Origin of the sequence: Thauera sp. 27, from assembly GCF_000310125.2 — a bacterium.
In the GTDB taxonomy this organism is placed as follows: domain Bacteria; phylum Pseudomonadota; class Gammaproteobacteria; order Burkholderiales; family Rhodocyclaceae; genus Thauera; species Thauera mechernichensis.
In genome coordinates, this window is sequence record NZ_AMXB01000057.1 from 1 (window position 1) to 17,230 (window position 17,230).

The 17,230-nt window shown below is 66.7% G+C and carries 12 protein-coding genes; 2 read left to right on the top strand and 10 right to left on the bottom strand.

Annotated elements, in window-relative coordinates; translation table 11 throughout:
- The coding region (locus B447_RS20095) for a DUF6498-containing protein (RefSeq protein WP_002945121.1) at nt 1-1,875 on the top strand (1,875 nt) is incomplete at its 5' end.
- Nucleotides 1,876-1,908: 33 nt separating this feature from the next.
- Here the strand turns inward: B447_RS20095 and B447_RS20100 are convergent.
- The 4 genes from B447_RS20100 to B447_RS20115 form a co-directional block, all read right to left on the bottom strand.
- The gene (locus tag B447_RS20100) at nt 1,909-3,909 is read right to left on the bottom strand and encodes a sigma-54-dependent Fis family transcriptional regulator (RefSeq protein WP_002945134.1); all 2,001 of its coding nucleotides are present in this window, start codon (nt 3,907-3,909) and stop codon (nt 1,909-1,911) included.
- Nucleotides 3,910-4,083: 174 nt separating this feature from the next.
- Nucleotides 4,084-4,464, bottom strand: coding sequence for a DUF779 domain-containing protein (locus tag B447_RS20105; RefSeq protein WP_002945135.1), 381 nt, complete (start codon nt 4,462-4,464; stop codon nt 4,084-4,086).
- A 94-nt stretch (nt 4,465-4,558) separates the two neighbouring features.
- Complete coding sequence (adh, locus tag B447_RS20110) at nt 4,559-6,079, bottom strand: aldehyde dehydrogenase (protein WP_002945136.1); 1,521 nt, start codon at nt 6,077-6,079, stop codon at nt 4,559-4,561.
- A gap of 210 nt (nt 6,080-6,289) precedes the next feature.
- The gene (locus B447_RS20115) at nt 6,290-7,483 is read right to left on the bottom strand and encodes a porin (protein WP_002927529.1); all 1,194 of its coding nucleotides are present in this window, start codon (nt 7,481-7,483) and stop codon (nt 6,290-6,292) included.
- A gap of 304 nt (nt 7,484-7,787) precedes the next feature.
- On the opposite strand from B447_RS20115, the gene B447_RS20120 reads away from it, so the two are divergent.
- A complete protein-coding gene (locus tag B447_RS20120) occupies nt 7,788-8,720 on the top strand; it encodes a ketopantoate reductase family protein (RefSeq protein ID WP_002945137.1) in 933 nt (310 codons plus the stop codon).
- 12 nt (nt 8,721-8,732) lie between these two features.
- Here B447_RS20120 and gabD read toward each other — a convergent pair whose 3' ends face one another.
- From gabD to B447_RS22930, 6 genes are all read right to left on the bottom strand, one after another.
- Nucleotides 8,733-10,190: an NADP-dependent succinate-semialdehyde dehydrogenase gene (gene gabD, locus B447_RS20125; protein ID WP_002945142.1), complete on the bottom strand. Its 1,458-nt coding sequence runs from the start codon at nt 10,188-10,190 to the stop codon at nt 8,733-8,735.
- 35 nt (nt 10,191-10,225) lie between these two features.
- Nucleotides 10,226-11,176 carry a diguanylate cyclase gene (locus B447_RS20130; RefSeq protein WP_002945144.1) on the bottom strand — a complete coding sequence of 317 codons (951 nt, stop codon included), beginning with the start codon at nt 11,174-11,176 and terminating at the stop codon, nt 10,226-10,228.
- On the bottom strand, nt 11,173-14,220 hold the full coding sequence (locus B447_RS20135; protein WP_002945146.1) for a hybrid sensor histidine kinase/response regulator: 3,048 nt from the start codon (nt 14,218-14,220) through the stop codon (nt 11,173-11,175). The genes B447_RS20130 and B447_RS20135 overlap by 4 nt, the downstream gene beginning before the upstream one ends.
- On the bottom strand, nt 14,213-14,758 hold the full coding sequence (locus B447_RS20140; RefSeq protein WP_002945148.1) for a YfiR family protein: 546 nt from the start codon (nt 14,756-14,758) through the stop codon (nt 14,213-14,215). The genes B447_RS20135 and B447_RS20140 overlap by 8 nt, the downstream gene beginning before the upstream one ends.
- A gap of 13 nt (nt 14,759-14,771) precedes the next feature.
- Complete coding sequence (locus B447_RS20145; protein ID WP_002945150.1) at nt 14,772-16,994, bottom strand: TonB-dependent receptor plug domain-containing protein; 2,223 nt, start codon at nt 16,992-16,994, stop codon at nt 14,772-14,774.
- A gap of 19 nt (nt 16,995-17,013) precedes the next feature.
- A partial coding sequence (locus tag B447_RS22930; protein ID WP_232431686.1) for a hypothetical protein occupies nt 17,014-17,230 on the bottom strand: 217 nt, incomplete at its 5' end.

Below are 17,230 nucleotides of genomic sequence, written 5' to 3' on the forward strand. Positions count from 1 at the left end.
CACATGCTGTTCGACGGCCGCAGCAGCGCCAGCGCCCTGCGCAGCGCGGGCGGCCTGCTCGCCACCCACCCGCCGCTGGCCGAGCGCATCCGGCGTCTTAGCGGCGGCCGCGTGGCGGCCCCGGACCTTGCCGACGCAGTCGCTGCGACGACACCCGCGACGGCCGCCAGGGAGATGGATACCCTCGCACCTGCCGGCCTGGTCGAGCCCGCGGCGCCGGCCAGCGCGTCGATCGCCTTGCCGTCCGCCCCCCCTGCCCCGGCGATGAGCGCGAGCCCAAGGGCAACACTCGAGCTCGTCCCGCTCGCCTTCGCGTCACCACCGGCAGCAGCCCTGGAGGCTGCACAGCACACGCTCGACGCCCTGCCCGGCGCGTTGCGCCACAGCGTCGCCAGCCCGGACGGCGCAGCCGCAGTCGCGCTCGCCCTGCTGCTCTCCCGCGACCCGCAGCGCCGCGCCCTGCAGATCGCCGCGTTGGCGAGCCACAGCGAACCGACACGCGCCACCGCGGCAGCCGACGCCACCGGATCGCTGCCGCCAGCAGGCCAGCGTCTGGCGCTGATGGAGCTCGCCCTCGGCAGCCTGCGCGAACTCCCGCGCAGCGCGCGCGAACGCCTGCTCGGCCAGGCCAATGCCGTGGTGGGCGCCGGCGGCAGCGGCAGCCTGTCCGCGTTCCTGATGCTGCGCCTGCTGCGCGACGCCCTGCTGCCACGCACGCCGCAGCCGCTGCGGGTGTCACCGCAGGCGCTCGGGGCACACTGCACCCTGCTGCTGTCGGTGCTCGCCCATGCCGGACAGCGCGAACCCGAGGCCGCACGCGCAGCCTTTGCCCGCGGCGCGGCCCTCGCTCCCGCGGACGGCCTGACCGGGCCGCTGCCGATCGCGCAGATCCGCATGGATGCGCTCGACCAGGCGCTCGATGCCCTGGCCGATACGGCGCCGGGCTATCGCCGCCGGCTGGTGGAGGCGCTCGACGCCAGCGCACGCCACGACGCCCACATCACCCCGGGCGAAGCAGAACTGCTCGCCGTTGTCTGCGGTGCGTTCGACTGCCCCCGGCCGATCACCAGCGCAGGGGCATGCGCTGCGGATGCTGCCGCCCAGCCAACTTCCACCGCACTGCCTGCTCTCGCGCTGGATGCCAAGGCCGCACCGGCTGACGTGCTGTCCCGGGCCGATCGCGCGCCCATCCAGGCCCTGGTGGCGGCCAACCTGGTGCCAGTGTTCGGCGTGCTCTTCCTCGGCTGGGAGGCGCAGACCCTATTGCTCGTTTACTGGCTGGAGAACCTGGTGCTCGGCGTCTACACGCTGGTACGCATGGTGCGGGCGGGTGGCGTGCGCGCCTTCTTCGAGCCAGGCCTGTTCTTCATCTTTCACTACGGCTTTTTCTGCGCCGGGCACGGCATGGTGCTGATGGGCATCGCCACCATGGCCGGAATGCCGGGCGACGTGATCGAACCCTACGTCGGCGCGGTGGAGTGGCCCGGCCCCTTCGTGGTCTTCCAGCACCTGTTCGGGATCCTGCAGTGGATCGCGCATGAGCAGATGGGCATGGTGGTGGCGACGATCGGCTTCTTCATCAGCCACGGCTTCTCGCTCGTCACCCACCACTTCGTGCGCAATGAGGACGCAGGCCGCAAGCTCGCGGAGATCATGTGGGACCCCTACAAGCGCATCGTGGTACTGCATGTAGCGATGATCGCCGGCATGTTCGTGGTGATCCTGTCGGGTGGCGGCTCGATCGCACCGGTCCTGCTGATACTCGTCGCCGGCAAGATCGCGCTCGACATCCGCCTGCACCGTGCAGCCCACCGGGCAAGGCTGACAGCTGCGCTCGGGCGGCCGGATGCGGCCGACGACACGTCATCCGATTGAGCCTCGCGAAGCAGGGAGCCCAATCGGAGCGCGTCAATAATCGCAGCCCATGCGCCGGTACAAGGTATTGCGCGCAACCCCGAGGTGACGCGCCGCAGCCGACAGGTTGCCCTCGAAACGCTCGAGCGCTTCGCGAATCATGGCGTCGTCGATGTCCTTGGGGCGGCGGCCGCGCAGCGGCAAAGTGGCCGGGGACATCGACGACGCGCTTGCGGGGGCTGCGGCTGCAACACGCGTGACCGGCGATGCCCCCTGCACTTCCTCGGGCAGGTGCTCGGGCAGAATGCGCTCCTCATGGGCATCGAGCAACGCGAGCGCGACCTCGAGCACGTTCTGCAGCTGACGGATGTTGCCTGGCCAGGCATACGCTTCGAGCAGACGCATGGCTGAAGGGTCGACCGTAATGGCGCGCGGTTCGGGGTGATTGCTGCTGCCATCGATCAGGCGGCGCACGATCTGGTGCAGGTCGGTGCGCTCACGCAGCGGCGGCAGCATTGCTGTCAGGCCATTGACGCGGTAGTACAGATCCTCGCGGAACTGCCCCGCTCTGGCCAGATCACCCAGGTTGCGGTGCGTTGCGCACAGTAGCGCGATGTCGACCGCCACCGGTTCGCTGCCGCCCACCGGCTGCACGCAGCGCTCCTGCAGCACACGCAGCAACCGTGCCTGCATGGCCAGCGGCATGTCGCCGATCTCGTCGAGGAAGAGCGTGCCGCCATCGGCCTGCTGGATACGGCCGATGGCGCCCTCCTTGCGCGCGCCGGTAAAGGCGCCGCCGACATAGCCGAAGAGTTCGGATTCGATCAGGTGCTCGGGAATCGCCGCGCAGTTCACCGCGACGAAGGGGCCGTCCGCACGCGGTCCGCTGTTGTGACAGGCACGGGCAAGCAACTCCTTGCCCGAACCCGACTCGCCCTGGATCAACACCGGGATCTTGCGCCCGATCACCTTGGCGCAACGGTCGAGGGTGAACTGAAGCCCCGCATCGCCTGTGGCCAGGGTCTCGAGCGTGATGCGCTGACGTGCCGAACGCGATGGATCCTGGCCCTGCGCGACGCGGGCGCGAGCGCTCGACGCGGCATGGGCGTTCGCGCTCCAGGCGGGACTGACCCGAACCCGCGCGAACATGCGCGCTCCATCACGCAACTCGAGCTCCATCAGCGCAGCCGGGTCGCGACCCGCACGGCTGATGACCGTGCCGAAGCCGCTGCGAAAGAGGTTGCCGAACGCCCCCAGACGTCCGATACGGCGATCCTCGATCCCGAGCAGCATGCGCGCCTGCCGATCTGCCGCCACGATCTCACCATCCGCATCCACTGCGAGCAAGCCCTCCTGTAGCCCACCCACGCCCTCGGGACGGTTGTGGAAGGCAAAAAGGGCATGACGTGCATGTTCGCTCTCGAACATGCGGCGTTCGACCAGCCTCACCCCCATGCGAGCCAGACCCAAGGTATGTGGCTGAGGCTTGCGGTGGTCGCCGGAGATGTCGAGCGCCCCCAGCAAGACGCCCTTGGAGTCGAAGATGGGCGCCGCACTGCAGGTCAGTACGCCGTTGCACTCGAGGTAGTGCTCGGCACCGAAGATCTCCACCGGTGCGCGCTCGATCAGGGTGGCGCCGATGGCGTTGGTGCCGCGCTGGCATTCACTCCAACTCGCGCCCGGCTGCAGGGCCACACGGCTGGCGCGGTCGACGAAGGACGGGTCGCCGATACCGTGCAGGATCAGCCCGCTGGCGTCGGCAAGCAGCACCATGCTGCCCGAGGCGCGGATCTGCTCGTAGAGGTGCTCCATGACGCCGCCGGCATGGTTGAGCAGCGTCAGATTGCGCTCACGGGCAAGCATCAGGTCGGCGCGCGTGGTATTGGCTGGCCGGCCGCGCTCGCCGATCTCCAGCCCCAGGCGCTGGCAGCGCTCCCAGGAACGCAATACCGAGGCCGAAAGCCCGCCCTCGGGCAGATCGCCACGCTCCAGGTAACGCCGCCGCAAGGACTCGAGCTCGCCCCCTTGTGCCGCACGCACATGCATCTGACCCATCTTTTCGTCTCCCCTGTCGCCGGGTGTCTACGGCGCCTGTAGCAGACGCGCTTGCGGCCCCCGACGATGATCATTCGAGCCGGATTGTGCCACCTTGGCACACCCCGCTTCAGAGAAGGACTAAAGCAAGAAAAATACCTGCGGGCGGCTCACTGCCCGTACGAAGGGCTGCTACTAGCGCCCGAGCCTGCGGTCCTCGGCCTGGACTTCGGCAAACTCCTCGTCGGTAAACAGTCTCGATCGGGTATGGAAAGCCTTGCCAGTGTTGCCCTCGAGTGAAAACGTGCCGCCATGGCCGTCGACCACGTCGATGATCAACTGCGTGTGCTTCCAGTATTCGTATTGCGAGGCGCTGATGTAAAAGGGCACACCGCCGATGTCCCCCAGATGGACATCGTAGGGCCCGATGGTGAGGTCCGTGGGCAAATAGCAGTTGGCAGCGCTGTTGTCGCAGCAACCGCCGGACTGGTGGAACATCAGTTCCTGGCCATACTCGGCCTTGAGCCGCTCGATCAACTCGAGCGTCGCAGGGGTGGCAATGACGCGTTCGACCATGTCGTGTGCCTCCGGCATGAAAAAAACGGGGGCGGTCACCCGCCCCCGGCAAGTCACCCGCAAAGAACGGGCAGAGGGAGAAACACGGAGCAGATCAGAAGAAGCCGAGCTTGTTCTCGCTGTAGCTCACCAGCAGGTTCTTGGTCTGCTGGTAGTGGTCGAGCATGACCTTGTGCGTCTCGCGGCCGATGCCCGACTCCTTGTAGCCGCCGAAGGCCGCGTGCGCCGGGTAGGCGTGGTAGCAGTTGGTCCACACGCGACCGGCCTGGATGGCGCGCCCCATGCGATAGGCCACGTTGCCGTTACGGCTCCACACGCCAGCGCCCAGGCCATACAGGGTATCGTTGGCGATCTCGAGCGCCTCGGCCTCGTCCTTGAAGGTCGTCACTGCGAGCACCGGCCCGAAGATCTCTTCCTGGAAGATGCGCATCTTGTTGTGGCCCTTGAACAGCGTCGGCTGGATGTAGTAGCCGTCGGCCAGATCGCCGCCGAGTTGAGCACGCTCGCCGCCGATCAGCACCTGGGCGCCTTCTTCCTTGCCAAGCTGCAAATACGACTGGATCTTGCTCATCTGCTCGGCAGAAGCCTGAGCGCCCATCATGGTGTCGGTATCGAGCGGGCTGCCCTGCTTGATGGCGGCGACACGCTTGAGCGCACGCTCCATGAAGCGGTCGTAGATCGACTCCTGGATCAGCGCGCGGCTCGGGCAGGTGCACACCTCGCCCTGGTTGAAGGCGAACAGCACCAGGCCCTCGATCGCCTTGTCGAGGAAGGCGTCGTCCTTGTCCATGACGTCGGCGAAGAAGATGTTGGGCGACTTGCCGCCCAACTCGAGCGTGGCCGGGATCAGGTTGTTGGCGGCGGCCTGGGCGATCACGCGGCCGGTGGAGGTCGAGCCGGTGAAGGCGATCTTGGCGATGCGCTTGCTGGTGGCGAGCGGCATGCCGGCCTCGCGGCCGTAGCCATTGACGATGTTGAGCACGCCCGGCGGCAGCAGGTCGGCGATCAGCTCCATCAGCACCAGGATCGAGATCGGGGTCGATTCGGCCGGCTTGAGCACCACGCAGTTGCCCGCACCCAGCGCCGGCGCCAGCTTCCACGCCGCCATCAGGATGGGGAAATTCCACGGGATGATCTGGCCGACCACGCCCAGCGGCTCGTGGATGTGGTAGGCCATGGTGTTCTCGTCGATCTCCGAGATGCCGCCTTCCTGCGAACGCAGGCAGCCTGCGAAGTACCGGAAGTGGTCAACCGCGAGCGGGATGTCGGCGTTGAGCGTCTCGCGGATCGGCTTGCCGTTATCGACGGTCTCGGCATAGGCGAGCAGTTCGAGGTTGGCCTCGAGGCGGTCAGCGATCTTGAGCAGGATGTTGGAGCGGGTGGTGGCGTCGGCCTTGCCCCACTTCGGGAAGGCTGCGTGCGCGGCGTCGAGCGCGAGTTCGATGTCCTCGGCGGTGGAGCGGGCCGCCTGGGTGTACTTCTGACCGGTGACCGGGGTAACCACGTCGAAATACTGTCCCTTGACCGGGGCTACCCACTTGCCGCCGATGAAGTTGTCGTAACGGGACTTGAATTGAACCTTGGCGTCGGCTTGGCCGGGCAGTGCATACAGCATGGTATGGTCTCCTCAATCTTGAACGTGTGCGGGCGGGTTGCCTCGAGGGGTACTAAGCAGGCCTCGTGCCAGCTCTTAAAATCCAATAAAATCAGCAGCTTGAGCGGTCGCTAAGGTTTTTATGTGTTCATGATGTGCGACTAATATTGCCCGGACTGCTCCAAATGCTCCATAAATGCGGGCAATTTATGGAGCAGTCCGATACAGCACTCAGAAGAACAGGATGCCACCCAGCGAGATCGTCCGCGTCTTCAGGTCGCCCGGGAAGATGTCGCTGCCCTCGCCTTTCTCCTGGTTGTATTCGCCCACGAGCGTGATGTACTTGTTCAGGCTGTGGTAAACACCCACCGTGGCCGAGCGGAACTTGTTGGTGTCGGCAAGCAGTCCGCCACGGTCGCGGTTCTCGCCGAAGTTGAGGCCGAACTTGGTCTTGCCGACGGTGTAGGTGCCCTGCAGGAAGTAGCCCTTACCATCGGTCTTGGCAAACGGCGAGAAGTACATGGCACCGACGGTGGACAGGCCCAGACCGCTGGCATCGAAGCCATAGGCCACGGCCTCGAAGGCGCCAATGCCGACCTTCGCCCCCAGTTCGAAGCCGCTGGCGTTGAAGCTGCCGGTGCCGCTGGTGCGCTGGTGGACTGCACCCAGCCAGACCGAGCCCTTCGCCGTGCCCGCCTCCCAGTCATAGTTCGCCATGGCCTGGAAGCCAGGGTCCTTGGTCTCGCTGCCGGCGAACTTGTTGGGATCGAAGATCCCGAACGAGGCCGACAACCCGCCCTTGGTCGGCGTGGTGTAGGTGATCTGCGGCTGGAAGCCGGTGTACATGTAGCCGTGGCCGATCATGCCGAAGGTGGTGTTGAAGGGCGTCGAGGCGTAGCTGTTGCCGCCGAGGCCGAGCAAGGTCATGTCGGAGAGGATGATCTTCTGCCCGAACAGTCCGATGTCGCGGCCGAACTTGATCGTGCCCCACTCGGCATTGCCGAACTGGAAGTACAGGTTACGGGTGTCGATCTGGGTGAAGGGGCTGTCGCAGCCCGTAGCCCCGCCACACCCCGGATCGCTCGGCAGGCCGACGACGTCGGACTTGTCGTTGATGCCCGGCGCGAAGCCGACATGGGCCTTGATGTCGAGCCCGTCAACCTTGGTGGTAAACACGAAGTTGATCCAGCCCGGCAGCAGGCCGTTGGTGAGCGCCGAGTTGGTGGTCTTGACCCCGCCCGACTCTGCGCTGCGGTGCGAGTAGAAGCCGTTGATGGTGCCGTTGATGTCGAGCGTGGCATCGCCCTGCGAAAAACTCACCGCATGGGCCGGCCCCATGCCAAGCGCCAGCAAGGCCCCGGTCAGCAGGCTCAGGCGCTTGCCTCCGGTGGCACGCAGGCCCTTGCGCGTCGTCGTGTTATCCATTGTTTCCTCCTCGAGAGTGGTGATCTTGTCGTTTGCACTGCAGGGCCGGGGCAAGGCACCGGCCTGGTGCGGGCAAGTGCAATCGCTGTGCCATGCCGCGACAAGTCGCGCCAGACAAGGGGTTTCAGGTCATAGGTGTTCGCCCCCTCTGTTCCAGATGCTCCACAGAAACGATGTACCCCCTTGATCCGAAACGAAACTTCGGAACAGAAATGCGCGGCCGCGGATAAAATCGCATCCGCATGCACACGGTCGCTTACGACTGCATGCGCGCGCCCACTCCACGCCCTGATGCCAGTCCTCGATGACGACGTTCCAGCCCTTGATCGCCGCTGCCGCCTCTCCCAGCTCGCAAACCACCTCTTACCCTGCCCGCTATCCCGTTGCCATCATCGGAGCCGGCGCGCTTGGGCTCAGCTTTGCGGCACGCATTGCGCGCACGCTGCGCGTGGCAGTGGTCGCACGCGACCGCGCTGCAGCCGCCAGACTGCGCCAGGGGGTGCGCGTAGGCGATACGCTCTTCCAGCCCGAGGCGTGGGCGCCTGAAGAGGCGCCGCAGGCTGACTGGGTGATCGTGCTGGTCAAGACCGGGGACACGGCCGCAGCTGCACGCAGCGCTGCGCGCATGCAGCCCCTGGGGGTGCTGTCCTTGCAGAACGGACTGGTCGAGCCGGTGCTGCAGGCTCACTGCCCGCTGCCGCGGGTCGCGCAGGGCATCACCACAACGGGGGCGTTTCGCGACGCGAGCGGGGTGACGCCATCAGGCGACGGCGAGGTGCTGGTGCCGCCCGGCTTCGAGGAGCTGGCGTCCATGCTGGCGCGGGCCGGGCTGGACGCTCGCGTCGAGGACGACATCGTCCCCGCACGGCTGGCCAAGCTGCTCGTCAACCTCGCCATCAACCCGCTTGCCGCCTTGTTCCGCGTACGCAACGGCGAGCTGCTCGAAGCCCCTTACCGGTTCTGGCTCGACGCGTTGGTTGCCGAGGCCTGGCCGGTGTTGTGCGCCGAAGGCCTGGCGCTGGACGAAGCTGCAGCTCACGCACGAGTGCGGGCGGTCGCACAGGCCACCGCCACCAACCGCGCGAGCATGCTGCAGGATGTGCTCGCCGGCAGGCCGACCGAACTCGACGCGATCACCGGCGTGCTGATCGAACTGGCCGCACGCCAGGGCGCGGCCGTACCGACGCACCGCGCGGTGCATCGGCTGCTCAGCCTGGTGGAGGCCCCCGCAGGCTGAGCCCGGCGGCGTTCAGCGAATGCCGCCCATGCACAGGTACTTGATCTCGACGAAGTCGTCGATGCCGTAGCGTGAGCCTTCGCGGCCGATGCCGGATTCCTTGACGCCACCGAAGGGCGCAACCTCGGTCGAGATGATGCCTTCGTTGATGCCGACGATGCCGTACTCGAGCGCCTCGGCCACCCGCCACACGCGCGCGATGTCGCGGGCGTAGAAATAGGCGGCAAGGCCGAACTCGGTGTCGTTGGCCATGCGCACGGCCTCCTCCTCGCTATGGAAGCGGAACAGCGGCGCCACCGGGCCGAAGATCTCCTCGCGCGCGACGCGCATCTGCGCGGTCACGTCAGTGACGATGGTGGGCTCGTAGAAGTTGCCACCCAGGGCGTGGCGCTTGCCACCGCACAGCACCTGCGCGCCCTTGTCTACGGCGTCCGCGAGCAGTTCCTCCACCTTGGCGACGGCATCGGCATTGATCAGCGGCCCTTGCTGCACCTCGCCAGACAGGCCCGGGCCGACCTTGAGCCTGGCCACCGCCTCGGCGAGCTTGGCGGCAAAGGCGTCGTAGATGCCGTCCTGCACCAGCAGGCGGTTGGCGCACACGCAGGTCTGGCCCGCGTTGCGGTACTTGGACGCCATGGCCCCCGCTACGGCGGCGTCGAGGTCGGCGTCGTCGAAGACGATGAAGGGCGCGTTGCCCCCCAGTTCCAGCGCCACCTTCTTCACCGTGCCCGCGCACTGGCGCATCAGCAGCTTGCCGACCGCGGTCGAGCCCGTGAAGGACAGCTTGCGCACCGCCGGGTTGGCTGTGAGTTCGCCGCCGACCTCGGGCGCACGGTTGGTGGTGACGATGTTGAGCACCCCCGCTGGCAGGCCGGCACGCTCGGCCAGCACGGCGAGCGCAAGCGCGCACAGCGGGGTATCTTCGGCCGGCTTGATCACCATCGTGCAGCCGGCGGCAAGGGCGGGGCCGGCCTTGCGCGTGATCATCGCGATCGGGAAGTTCCACGGCGTGATCGCCGCCACCACGCCGATCGCCTGCTTGACGACGACAATGCGCTTGTCAGCACCATGGGATGGAATCACGTCGCCATAGATGCGCTTGCCTTCCTCGGCAAACCACTCGATGAACGAGGCACCGTAGACGACTTCGCCGCGCGCCTCGGCCAGCGGCTTGCCCTGCTCGGTGCTCATGAGCACGGCAAGGTCTTCCTGATTGGCGAGTATGAGCTCGTACCAGCGCCGCAGGATGGCAGCGCGTTCCTTCGCCGTACGCGCGCGCCAGGCCGGGAGCGCCGCATCGGCAGCAGCAATGGCGCGACGGGTTTCGGCCGCACCCATGTCAGGCACGCTGCCGACGCGACTGCCATCAGCGGGATTGGTGACGTCGAAGCTGCCGCCGTCGTCGGCGGCCAGCCATTGGCCATCGATATATGCCTGCGCACGCAGCAGGCCAGTGTCGTTCAATTGCATGTCCGTCCTCGATATAGGGTTTGGTTGAAGCCTCGTCAGGCCGTATCGGCATCCGTCGGCCTATCTGCTGCCCCGCCCGCGACCACGGGCGCCGACCACACGACCCGGTTGCGGCCGGCACGCTTGGCTTCGTAGAGCGCGGCGTCGGCTGCAGCGAACAAGCCATGGTCCGGTTCGATCCGCCCGGGCAGCGTGGTGGCGCCGCCCATGCTGACCGTAAGCGGGAGTTGCAGCCCGCCCGGTGCCGGCACATGCTGCGCCTCGACGTCGCAGCGCGCCGACTCGGCAAGTGCCTGCGCGCCTTCCATGGCAATCCCCGGCAGCAGGATGACGAACTCCTCGCCACCATAGCGACAGACGAAATCCGCCGGCCGGCGCAGGGCACGCTGCAGCGTCAGCGCAATACGGCGCAGCACCTCGTCGCCCTCGGTGTGACCGAAGTCGTCATTGAAGCGCTTGAAGTGGTCGATGTCGATGACGACCAGCGAGATCGGCTCTTGCGCACGCAGGCAGCGCCGCCACTCGAGCTCGAACACCTCGTTGAAGCGACGGCGGTTCGGAATGCCGGTGAGGCTGTCGAGCATGGCCAGTTGCTCGAGCAGACGGCGCTGATGCACGGATTGCAGGTGGTTGCGCACGCGAACGCGCACGATCGGTGGATGGAAGGGCTTGGCGATGTAGTCCACGGCGCCCAGCTCCAGTCCTTTCTCCTCATCGATGGTCGAGTCCAGTGCGGTTATGAAGATGACCGGAATGTCACGCGTGGCATCGTCGTGCTTGAGCTGGCGCAGGACCGCATAACCGTCCATGCCCGGCATCAGGACGTCGAGCAGGATCAGATCGGGCAGGTGGGCACGCGCGCGCTCCAGGGCTTGCTCGCCGTTCTTGGCGAGGATCAGCCGATAGTCCTCGCCCAGGAGCTCGGTCAGCAGGTTGCGGTTGTGCTTCTCGTCATCGACGATGAGGACGGTGAATTCGGTGGTCATGATGGTATCCGTTCGAATTCGGGACGAAGCGCATCGAGCAGCGCACGTGCACGCTCGTACTCGACATCCTCGACGAGTTCGCGCAGGTCTGCCAGGCGTGCTTCGTACGCGCTACCGCGCAATGCGTCGGCCAGCTCGCCGACCAGGGTCTCGGCTGCAGCATCGTGCCGCGCCAGACGTTCATCGAGCCGGGCGGCAGTCGCAAGCAGGTGCTGCAGCGTCGGCGGTGCAGCCGGCGGCTGGACATGCGCCCCGGCGTCTGCCTGCAGGCGGGCCAGCCCACGCAGTACGGTATCCAGCGCCGCCTGCAGCGCGGCCCGTGCCGCCTCGCCCGGCCACTGTCCGCGCTGTAGCTGTTGCTCGAGCTCGCGCGCGTGCATGGACACCTGCGAGGCGCCGATCGTCGCCGCTGCCGACTTGAGCGAATGCGCAAACCGGCGGGCCTGCTCGAGATCCTGGCGCTCGACCGCGTCGGCCAGACTCGATGCGGCATCGCCGAACTGGAGCCTGAAGCCCTCGAGGATCCTGCGGTACAGCCCCATCCGTCCCATATGGTTGGCCAGTCCGCGCACGGTGTCGACACCATCGAGCGCGGGCAGCGGCGTCTCGCTCGTCGGCTGCTGGAGCGCAGGGACAAGGCCCGGAGCCGGGCTGCGCGGGGTCACCCACTTGAGCAATACGGCATAGAGGGCATCAGGGTCGATCGGCTTGGTGAGATGGTCATTCATGCCCGCACCGAGACTCTGCTCGCGACTGCCGCTCATGGCATGCGCGGTCATGGCGATGACCGGCAGCGCGCGCAGGCGTGCATCGCTGCGGATCAGCCGGGTCGTCTCCAGGCCATCGAGCACGGGCATCTGGATGTCCATCAGGACCAGATCGATGCCTTCGCGCGCCAACCGGTCAAGCGCTTCGCGGCCGTTTGCGGCCTCTTCGACCTCGAGTCCGGCGATGGAAAGGAACTCGCGTGCCACCTCGCGGTTGAGCGGTAGGTCATCGACCACCAGGATACGCGCACCGCGCACCGCCTCGAGGGCTGCCACCTCGTGCAGCACGCCGGCCTCGCGCCGGGCACTGCCCACCGCACGCGGTTGCGCGGCCTCGGCAAGTGCATCCAGCAGGCCCTCCGCGGTCGCGGGCTTGACCAGGACGGCATCAACGCCACACTTGATCAGCCGCGGAGCGACCGCCTCGTAGGTGCCCAGGGTGATCGCAAGCACGAAGGCCGGGCGCGCCCCGGGAAGCGCGAGCGCCTGCATACGCTCGGCCAGCTGCAACCCGTCCATGCCCGGCATCTGCCAGTCGGCGACGATGAGATCGAACGCGCGCGGCCCCGTGGCCGCGCTCTGCAACAGCGCCAGGCCGGCCTCGCCTTCCACACAAGCCTCGGCCTCGATACCGTTGCGCTGCAGCAGTTCGACGAGTACAGCGGCGGCGGTGGCATTGTCATCGATCACGAGGGCACGCCCGAAAGGCTGGTTGGCACGCCCGTGCCCGCTCGCACCCGCCACCGCGGCAAGGGGCAGCTCGACACTGAACGCAGCCCCCTGGCCGGGTTCGCTGTCGAGCGCTATCGTGCCCTCCATCATCCGTACCAGCTGGACACAGATCGACAGGCCCAGACCGGTGCCACCGAACCGGCGTGTCATCGAGTCGTCGACCTGCGAGAAGGGGTCGAACAGGCGCTCGCGTTGCTCGGGATCGATGCCGATGCCGGTGTCGCGAACCACGAAGCGGATCAAGGGAGGCCTGCCTTCCTGTGCCACGAGCCCGACCTCGAGCACGACCTCACCTTCGGCAGTGAACTTGATGGCGTTGCCGAGCAGATTGATCAGGACCTGCCCAAGGCGCAAGGGGTCGCCGATGACCCGGCGTGGGACCTCGGCGCCAACGCGGTGGATGAGTTCGACGCCCTTCTCCTCCGCCCGCAGGGCAACGACCCCAAGGGCGCGCTGGCAGACCTCGCCGAGGTCGAAGGGGATCCGCTCCAGGGTGAGCTTGCCGGCCTCGATGCGCGAATAGTCGAGCACATCGTCGATGACACCGAGCAAGCTTTGCGAGGACGCGAGCAATTTGTCGATCTGATCGCGCTGCGGGCGCGACAAGGGACTGCGCTGCAGCAAGCGCCCGAGGCCGACGATGGCGTTCATCGGCGTACGGATCTCATGGCTCATGCGCGCAAGGAAGGCCGACTTGCTGCGATTGGCCTCGCGCGCATCTGCGATTGCGCGCTCGAGCGCTCGCGTCCGTGCGTCGACCAGGCGCTCGAGATTGCCACGGTACTGCTCGAGTTCGGCATCGCGCGCCTGGATGGTATCGATCAACGTATTGAAGCCACGCCCAAGGTCGGCAATCTCGGTGCCGCCGTCCGGGCGTACGCGCTCGCTCAGCCGGGTGTCGGCTGCCAGCCGCCGCATCAGCGCCCCGAGCTCCGCCACCGGCACGAGCAGGCGATGCAAGACCCGCCAGGTCAGTGTCACCGAGACGGCGAGGACCAGCAGCAACACCGCCAGCGAATCGCGCAGGGCGCGCGCGGACAAGGCCTCGATCTGCTTCAACGAGCCCAGCAGCTCGACCCGTGCCACGACACGCTGGCCTTCGAGAATCGGCGCCCAGGCGGCAATCACCCGGTCGTGAAAGACATGCCCCGCTGGGGTGGGACGCAAGGCGGGCACGAAGTCGTCGGCGGGATACTCGTGCGCGTCATCGGCATAGCGCGCGAAGTTACGGCCATCCGCAAGCACGACACGCGCCTCGAACACGAAGCGGCTGTTGGCCAGGGCGGACAACAGGCGCTCGGCCTCGACGGCGTCGCCGAAGGAGACGGCCGCCACGGTGTTGGTGGCGATCAGTTCGGCCTGCGCCGACAGCGAAGCGGCCCACTCGCTGCGCAGCAAGCGCTGCTGCTGCAGGCTCATCAGCACGAGCACGAGGCTGGCAGCGAGGATCAACGACAGCGAGCCCAGCACCAGCAGGCGCCCACGCAGCGTCTGCGGCAGCCAGGCCAGCGCCAGGCGCTGCCAGCCGGGCAAGTGCTCACTCATCGATGACCTCCGCCAGGCGCAGCAGCTGTGCCATGAACTCCACCCCGGCCTTGCGTGAGGCCACCCGGTTGATGATGATGGACAGTCCCTCGCGCCGCTCGCGCACGCCCAACTCCACCATGCCGCCCGAGCGCGCGAAGCCCGGGATGTCGGACACCGTGACCAGTCCAGGGCGGTTCAGCTCGGCGAGCACTGCTGCCACGCGATCGGCTTCGGAGCGGGCGATGAAGACGAAGTTGCAGTCCCTCGCCTCATGCGTCGAGCGCAGCAGTCTTAGCTGACTCGCCAGCCCCTCGACCGGCGCCTCGGCCAGACTGACCAGCGTTTGCTCGAGCGGACTGCGGCCGAGATGGCACAGCAGCACCGTATCGTGCCTCACCCCCGGCGCACGGTAGGTGAACAGCGGCAGCTTGTAGAACAGCACGGCCTTGAGCGCTTGTTCGGGCGCAGCCGCAGGCGTCTGCGCGCGCGCAGGCAATGCAGCCGTCACGCACGACAGCAGCGCTGCAAGCAGCACGGCACGAAGCCGGAAAGGCATCTGCTTACGCACCCTAGAAGCGGTACTCGAGCGTGGCCATCCAGGACCGGGGCGGCTGCGGCATGCTCACGAAGGTCGTGCTGGCCGAACCATGGGCTGCGCCATAGCGGCGATCGAACACGTTGTCCACGTCGAGCCAGAGACTGGCCCGACCGTCGAGCAGTTGATGCCATCCGACATGCAGGCTGGCGACCACATAGCCGTCGGTCCTGATGCGATCGCCCTCGCGCAGCGGGTTGTTGCGACCGGTGCTGGTGTCATCGACCCAGCGCAGGCGCGGCGTGATCGTCAACCGGTCGCGATGGCGGAAAGTCGCTCCGAGCTTGACCTTGCGCGGGGCAACATAGCTCAGCTCGCGTCGCGGCCCGCCATCGGTCTCGCGGATGTGGCCATCCACCCAGCTGAAGCTGCCCCAGAGCTCGCCGTCCCAGTCAGCGCCGAGGCCGAAGCGCCAGTGTGCGATCCAGTCGATGCCGTGATGCACCTCCTCTCCAGCATTGCCTTTGACGGTCGTGTCGCTGAGCACTGCACCATCGATGAACTGCGTCGGCACGGCCTGCTTCTGCGTCACCACGAGGTTGCGGATGCGGCTGTGATAGACGTTGGTGACCAGGTTGAGATCGGGACGCACGCGCCAGTCCCAGGTCAAGCTGTACGTGCGCGCAACTTCGGGCTCGATGCTGTCATTGGGTACGCGGAAACCAACACCGATATAGCGCCCCTCTGCATCCCGGGCGCCCGTAAATGAGCCGAAGGTACCGAGTGACTCCTCGGGCGACGGCGCCCGGAATGCCTCGCCAGCCAGCGCCTTGAAGATGTGATGCTCATTGGCCCGCCACACCGCGCCCAGGCGAGGATTCACGCTGCTGCCGTAAGCGGAATGATCGTCGTAGCGCACACCGACCATCGTCGTCCAGGCGTCGTTCCAGTCAGACTGGATCTGGGCGTAACCGTGAGCGTTGTGGTAGCGCGCTTCACCAATGCGGATGCGCAGATCGGTATTCGGGTAGACCAACCCCTGCTCCCCGGCCCCCCGGCCGCGGTCGTAGGGACGCGGCAGGTCTGGCGTCAGCAGCGCACGATAGTCGTTGTAGCCGACCCCGGCCTGGACACCATGGCGCTCGGACACCTGCCAGTCGATTGTCTGCTCGATACCGGTACGGCGCGAACGCGCATACACGTAGCCCTTGTCCATGAAGCCGGTATAGATGTTGACGTACTTCGAGCGCGGAGCGATCTCCTGCTCCGAATGGTCGATCAACATTTCGGCCCGGATGTCGGTCGCAGGCTGAAAGCGCAGGCGGGCATGCGTCGTCTCGCTCAGGGTATCCCAGCGCGCATCGCGCAGGAAGAGCGCAGTATCGGGCCGGTCTCCCGTGCTGGTGAGTTGACGGAAGAAGTTGCGGTAATGGCCCACCGAGAGCGTGTCGCCGACATCGACCCGTGCAAACACACTATGGCTCGAAATATCGCCCGCGTAGCCCTCGCGCTCCGCAGCCGGGGTGACCAGCGCGCCACCGAACGCCCTGGCATCCTTGCGCGCGAACTCCGCGGGGTAGTACTTGTCGAGCGGCGCCCTGTCGCTGGACTGGCGATGCCCCCCTACCGTCAGCGCAAGCTGGTCGCCGGCCCGTGCCGAGGCAAGGAAACTCGCCTCCTTGCTGTCGAAGCGCCCTGCGCCCACCGACACCCAGCTTGCCGAGGCGTCTGCCGGGCGGTCCGTGATGATGTTGATCACACCTGCCACTGCGTCTGCACCGTAGAGCGCCGCCGCAGGCCCGTACAGGACCTCCACCTGACGTGCCTGGTAGAGGGCGAAATTCTCCGCCACGGGGATCTTGCCGCCGGCAGGATGATCGATGCGCACACCATCGAGCATGATCAGCAGCTTGTTATTGCTGTTGTAGCCCTGCACGCTGAAGTTGTTGAAGGTCGACGACTTCGTGCCGCGCATGAAGTCCACGCCAGGCAAGTCTTCGAGCAGGTCGGCAAGGTTGCGGTAGCGGCGCTCGCGAATCTGCGCGCGCGTGATCACCATGATGTGCGCCGGCGTGTGATCGCGCGCCTCGCTTCGCCGCGAGGCGGTGACCACCGGCGTATTGATCAGCTCTTCGAGCGAAAGCGGGAGCAGGCGGACGACCGCCGCTTCGACTGCGAGCGCCGACGCGCCCGGGACGAGCGCACAGGCAAGTGCCGCAGCGAGCCTGGCAAAGGCGGGATTGGGGCGTGAGGACATGAACGCATCTATGAAGGCTTTATGGAATGATAAAGCCCGAGCGTGAAGCGGTGTGTGCATGAGCGCCCGACCGGCCGAAAACGGAGTACGAACGGTCGGCGCTGCCCGACGGTCTGAGCGCGCGGGCCAGGCCAAGCTGTCTGTCCGACGCCTGGCGCGAGTCGATAACTGGGGCAGCCGAAACCACAACAATGGCCGCAAGAAATAAAAAGCGCCCAAGTGACTGAATCACTTGG